The organism is Moorena sp. SIO3B2 (genome assembly GCF_010692525.1).
Taxonomy (GTDB): domain Bacteria; phylum Cyanobacteriota; class Cyanobacteriia; order Cyanobacteriales; family Coleofasciculaceae; genus Moorena; species Moorena producens.
Map to the genome: position 1 here is coordinate 1 of NZ_JAAHHE010000379.1, position 5,605 is coordinate 5,605.

Annotated in this window: 3 protein-coding genes; 2 read left to right on the forward strand and 1 reads right to left on the reverse strand. The window is 45.5% G+C overall.

The genetic code is table 11. From position 1 onward, the window contains the following. Nucleotides 1-200 (reverse strand): hypothetical protein (locus F6K38_RS34085; protein ID WP_287359516.1); only part of this gene is annotated, 200 nt, incomplete at its 3' end. A 423-nt stretch (nt 201-623) separates the two neighbouring features. On the opposite strand from F6K38_RS34085, the gene F6K38_RS34090 reads away from it, so the two are divergent. Further along, nucleotides 624-4,616 carry a magnesium chelatase subunit H gene (locus F6K38_RS34090; protein WP_287359518.1) on the forward strand — a complete coding sequence of 1,331 codons (3,993 nt, stop codon included), beginning with the start codon at nt 624-626 and terminating at the stop codon, nt 4,614-4,616. A gap of 102 nt (nt 4,617-4,718) precedes the next feature. Then, nucleotides 4,719-4,862, forward strand: a complete 144-nt coding sequence (locus tag F6K38_RS34095) for a hypothetical protein (protein ID WP_287267477.1) — start codon at nt 4,719-4,721, stop codon at nt 4,860-4,862. Nucleotides 4,863-5,605 lie beyond the last annotated feature (743 nt).

Consider the following 5,605-nt stretch of genomic DNA (forward strand, 5'->3'; position numbering starts at 1 on the left):
CTGCTGACTGCTGACTGCTGACTGCTGACTGCTGACTGCTGACTGCTGACTGCTGACTGCTGACTGCTGACTGCTGACTGCTGACTGCTGACTGCTGACTGCTGACTGCTGACTGCTGACTGCTGACCACTGACTGCTGACCACTGACTGCTGACTGCTGACTGCTGACTGCTGACCACTGACTGCTGACCACTGACCACAAAATCTTAAGCAATAATTAAGGAGGAACGATAAGTAATAGTTTTATAAATCGATAAAATATCCTTATATATACAACTAAGGTTACCTTTGTCAAGGATTTTTTTTTTGTATTTTTGTTAAGGGCAACAGATTTACTACTTCAGTAATTGTTAAGTAATTTTACAAAAACTGGCAATTTTTATATCGAATTGTATCAGATAACGGCTGTAACTCCCTGAAAGTATACGTTTTTTGATAGAAACTCTTTAGTTGGCAAAACAAAACCATCCCAACCAAGAGTGAGTGGTCACTGGTAGAGAGGTTCGATAGGACATCTATCAATAAAATCTAAATACGATCAAAACCATCAAAGGTGATCAGCCACTTACCGCCACTCAAGGTAAGGCACAGACAACGAATAATCAGGAAGGAGATCTAGCCGCATGTTCACTCACGTCAAGTCCACCATTAGACACATCACCCCAGAAGCATTGAATGGGCGTCATTTGCTGAAGGTGGTCTATGTCGTGCTAGAACCGCAGTACCAGAGTGCATTATCAGCTGCTGTTCGGTCAATCAATCAAAATCAACCAGATATCGCTATTGAAATCAGCGGCTACCTAATTGAGGAGCTGCGTGACCCAGAAAACTATCAAGACTTTAAACGGGATATAGCAGAAGCGAATATCTTTATCGCGTCACTAATTTTCATAGAAGACTTGGCCGAGAAGGTAGTCACCGCTGTAAAACCCCATCGCGATCGCTTGGATGCCGCAGTGGTATTTCCATCAATGCCGAAAGTGATGCGCCTGAATAAATTAGGTAGCTTCTCCATGGCGAATTTGGGACAATCCAAGAGTGCGATCGCACAATTCATGCGTAAGCGCAAGAAAAAATCTGGGTCTTCCTTCCAAGACAGTATGCTGAAGCTGTTGCAGACCTTACCGAAAGTCCTGAAGTATATGCCCATGGACAAAGCTCAGGATGCTCGCAACTTCATGCTCAGTTTCCAGTATTGGCTGGGGGGATCTTCTGATAACCTGGAAAACTTCCTGCTGATGCTAGCAGATAAGTATGTATTTAAGACAGAGAAGAAAAACAGCGAAACCTCTGTCCAATTCAAAGACCCAGTGGTTTACCCAGATATGGGGGTTTGGCATCCTCTAGCACCGCAAATGTTTGAAGATGTCAAGGAATACCTCAACTGGTATAGTAGCCGTCAGGATATCTCAACAGACATAAAAGACCCCCTCGCTCCCTGTATTGGTTTAGTCCTGCAACGCACTCACTTAGTGACAGGGGATGATGCCCATTATGTAGCCATGGTGCAGGAAATCGAAGCGATGGGAGCAAGGGTGATTCCCATCTTTGCTGGTGGTCTGGATTTCTCTAAACCTGTAGATACCTATTTTTCTGAGGAACATGGCAAAACCGTAGTCCCCTTAGTGGATGCGGTGGTATCTCTAACCGGCTTTGCTCTAGTAGGAGGTCCAGCACGGCAAGACCATCCCAAAGCGATTGAATCCTTAAAACGCCTCAATCGCCCCTATATGGTTACACTTCCCTTAGTCTTCCAAACTACGGAAGAATGGGAAAATAGTGACTTGGGACTGCACCCGATTCAAGTAGCATTGCAAATTGCCATTCCAGAGCTGGATGGTGCCATTGAACCAATTATTCTATCCGGACGGGATGGCGCAACTGGAAAATCCATTGCGTTACAGGACCGGATTGAATCAGTAGCCCGACGGGCCATGAAGTGGGCGAATTTGCGCCGTAAGCCCAAGCTTGATAAGAAAATTGCCATCACAGTCTTTAGCTTCCCCCCAGATAAAGGCAATGTTGGAACAGCGGCCTATCTTGATGTATTTGGTTCCATCTATAAAGTGATGGAAGCCCTGAACAACAATGGTTATGATGTCCAAGACTTGCCGGAATCCGCTGAGGCACTGATGCAAGAGGTGATCCATGATGCCCAAGCTCAGTACGCTAGTCCAGAATTGAATATTGCTCACCGGATGTCGGTGATGGAGTATGAACGGTTTACTCCCTACTCCAGTCGCTTAGAGGAAAACTGGGGACCACCACCAGGACATCTTAATAGTGATGGACAAAACTTGTTAATCTACGGCAAGCAATTTGGGAATGTATTCATCGGAGTACAACCTACCTTTGGGTATGAAGGAGACCCAATGCTACTGTTGTTCTCCCGTTCCGCAAGTCCTCACCATGGCTTTGCTGCCTATTACACCTATTTAGAACAAATCTGGCAAGCCGATGCGGTGCTGCACTTCGGCACCCACGGGTCTCTAGAATTTATGCCAGGGAAACAGATGGGGATGTCTGGAGACTGTTATCCAGATAATTTAATTGGTTCTATTCCCAATCTGTACTACTATGCTGCCAATAATCCTAGTGAAGCAACTATTGCTAAGCGCCGCAGCTACGCTGAAACCATATCCTATCTGACTCCACCGGCAGAAAATGCTGGATTATATAAAGGCTTAAAGGAACTCAGTGAGTTAATTGGGTCTTATCAAACTCTCAAAGATACTGGGCGCGGTGTTCCCATTGTTAACACCATTATGGATAAGTGCCGCTTGGTGAATCTTGACCAAGATATTGCCTTGCCCGAGCAAGATGCCAAGGAGCTGAGTGCCGAAGAACGGGATACTTTGGTCGGTCAGGTGTACCGCCGCTTGATGGAAATTGAATCAAGGTTGTTACCCTGTGGGTTGCATGTGATTGGTAAGCCACCAACCGCAGAAGAAGCGATCGCAACGCTAGTCAATATTGCTAACTTAGACCGTAGCGAAGACGAAATCATCGGTTTACCCCGGATTATTGCTAACAGTATTGAGCGAGATATTGATGAAATTTACAGCAACAATGACCAAGGCATCTTAGCTGATGTGGAATTGTTGCAAGATATCACCCAAGCTACCCGTGCTGCTGTTAGTGCTATGGTTCAAGCTCAAATCGACAGCGATGGACGAGTCTCTAAAGTCTCTAAACTCAACTTCCTCAATATTGGTAAAAAAGAACCCTGGGTAGAAGCCTTGCACAATTTAGGATACACCAAAGTAGATTCCGAAGCGATCAAGCCTCTGTTTGACTATCTCGAATTCTGTTTAGAGCAGATAGTAGCAGACAACGAACTAGGAGCAATGCTCCAAGCCTTAGATGGGGAATATGTGCTGCCAGGTCCTGGTGGTGACCCGATCCGAAATCCCGATGTGCTACCGACCGGTAAGAATATTCACGCCCTCGACCCCCAATCCATTCCCACCCTAGCAGCGGTGAAATCTGCCAAAATTGTAGTAGACCGACTGTTGGCACGGCAAAAGCGAGATAATGATGGGGCTTGGCCAGAAACCATTGCGTGTGTACTATGGGGTACCGATAATATTAAGACCTACGGGGAATCCCTAGCCCAAATTCTGTGGATGGTCGGGGTTAAGCCAGTGCCCGATGCCTTGGGACGGGTGAATAAATTAGAACTAATTCCCTTAGAAGAGTTAGGTCGTCCTCGGATTGATGTGGTAGTAAACTGTTCCGGTGTCTTCCGGGATTTGTTCATCAATCAGATGAATTTACTAGACCAAGGGGTGAAAATGGCCGCAGAAGCCGATGAACCCCTGGAAATGAACTTTGTGCGGAAACACAGTTTGCAACAAGCTCAAGAGATGGGGGTTAATCTACGGCAAGCGGCGACTCGGGTGTTCTCCAATGCGTCTGGTTCCTATGCCTCCAATGTTAATTTAGCTGTCGAAAACAGCACCTGGGAAGAAGAAGCCGAGTTACAGAATATGTATCTCAGTCGCAAGTCCTTTGCCTTCTCTTCCGATAACCCAGGCACCATGGAACAGAGTCAGCAGATTTTTGAGTCTGCCTTGAAAACCGCTGATGTTACCTTCCAGAATCTTGATTCATCGGAAATTAGCCTGACTGATGTTTCTCATTACTTTGATTCTGACCCCACTAAGGTAGTAGCCAACTTGCGGAACGATGGTAAGAAACCAACCGCTTACATAGCTGATACTACTACTGCTAATGCTCAGGTTCGCACCCTATCAGAAACCGTTCGTTTAGATGCCCGGACTAAGTTACTTAATCCCAAGTGGTACGAAGGCATGTTGAATCATGGCTATGAAGGGGTCCGTGAACTTTCCAAACGCTTAGTGAATACTATGGGTTGGAGTGCAACGGCTGATGCAGTGGATAACTGGGTTTATGAAGATGTGAATACTACCTTTATCCAGGATGAAGAAATGCGTCAGCGGTTAATGAATTTGAATCCCAATTCCTTCCGTAAAGTAGTGTCTACGTTATTAGAAGTTAATGGACGTGGCTATTGGGAAACTAGTGAGAGTAATTTACAGCTGTTGCGCGAGTTGTATCAGGAGGTTGAAGATAAAATTGAAGGCATAGATTAGGATTATTGGCGTTGCGTCAGTCTTGGAATGAATAGGAGTAGAGTGGGCATCCTGCCCGCTCGACAATAAGCATGAAACTGGCAAGATGCCAGTTCTACCAAGATGCCAGTTCTACCAAGATGCCAGTTCTACCAAGATGCCAGTTCTACCAAGATGCCAGTTCTACCAAGATGCCAGTTCTACCAAGATGCCAGTTCTACCAAGATGCCCATTCCACGCTTGATGCCCATTCTACAAAAGTATTAAAATCATTCCATTATTAAGCAACGCCAAAAGCGATGCAGCGCGGTCTTGGGGGTTTCCCCCATGAGCGACTGCATCAAGACAGAGTAGCTTTTTAGAGACGTTCAATAGAGCGTCTCTAATTTTTAGGACTTACGAATTTGCCCCCTAAATCCCCCAATTCTGGGGGACTTTGAAAGCTGAAATCCCCCTAAATCCCCCAATTCTGGGGGACTTTAAAAGCTGAAATCCCCCTAAATCCCCCAATTCTGGGGGACTTTAACTCAACTTTGCGGTGCGCGAAATTTGCTGTCAAAAAAAATTTCTAAAAACCCTTGACAAATTATATTATAATCATTATGATTATAATATAAAACAACAAGCAAAAGGTGACCATTATGGATTCCGAATTTCGCCCAAACCCAGAGACTAATCCTGAGGATATAACTCCTAGTAATAATCCTCAGGTGCGCTTTCCGTTGGCGAATTAAATTCGCCACGGGTCGCACCTCAAGAATCGTTTCCCAAAAAATATCCGGTTCAGCATATTTTGAAGGGCTCCCGCAAGGGCATAATCAACACCATGCATAGCCTCTATGTAGTTGGTTATGCGGAAATTATCGAGTGGACTCCTCTGCAGCGTGCGGCTTGTTCTGAGTAGGAGCAACTCGTAGTAGAGTAGGTTATGACTCAGGTAACTCGCGGAATAACATCCCAAAGGTTATAACTATTCATCAGGATGGCGGTGCAAATCCGACCCCATCAGG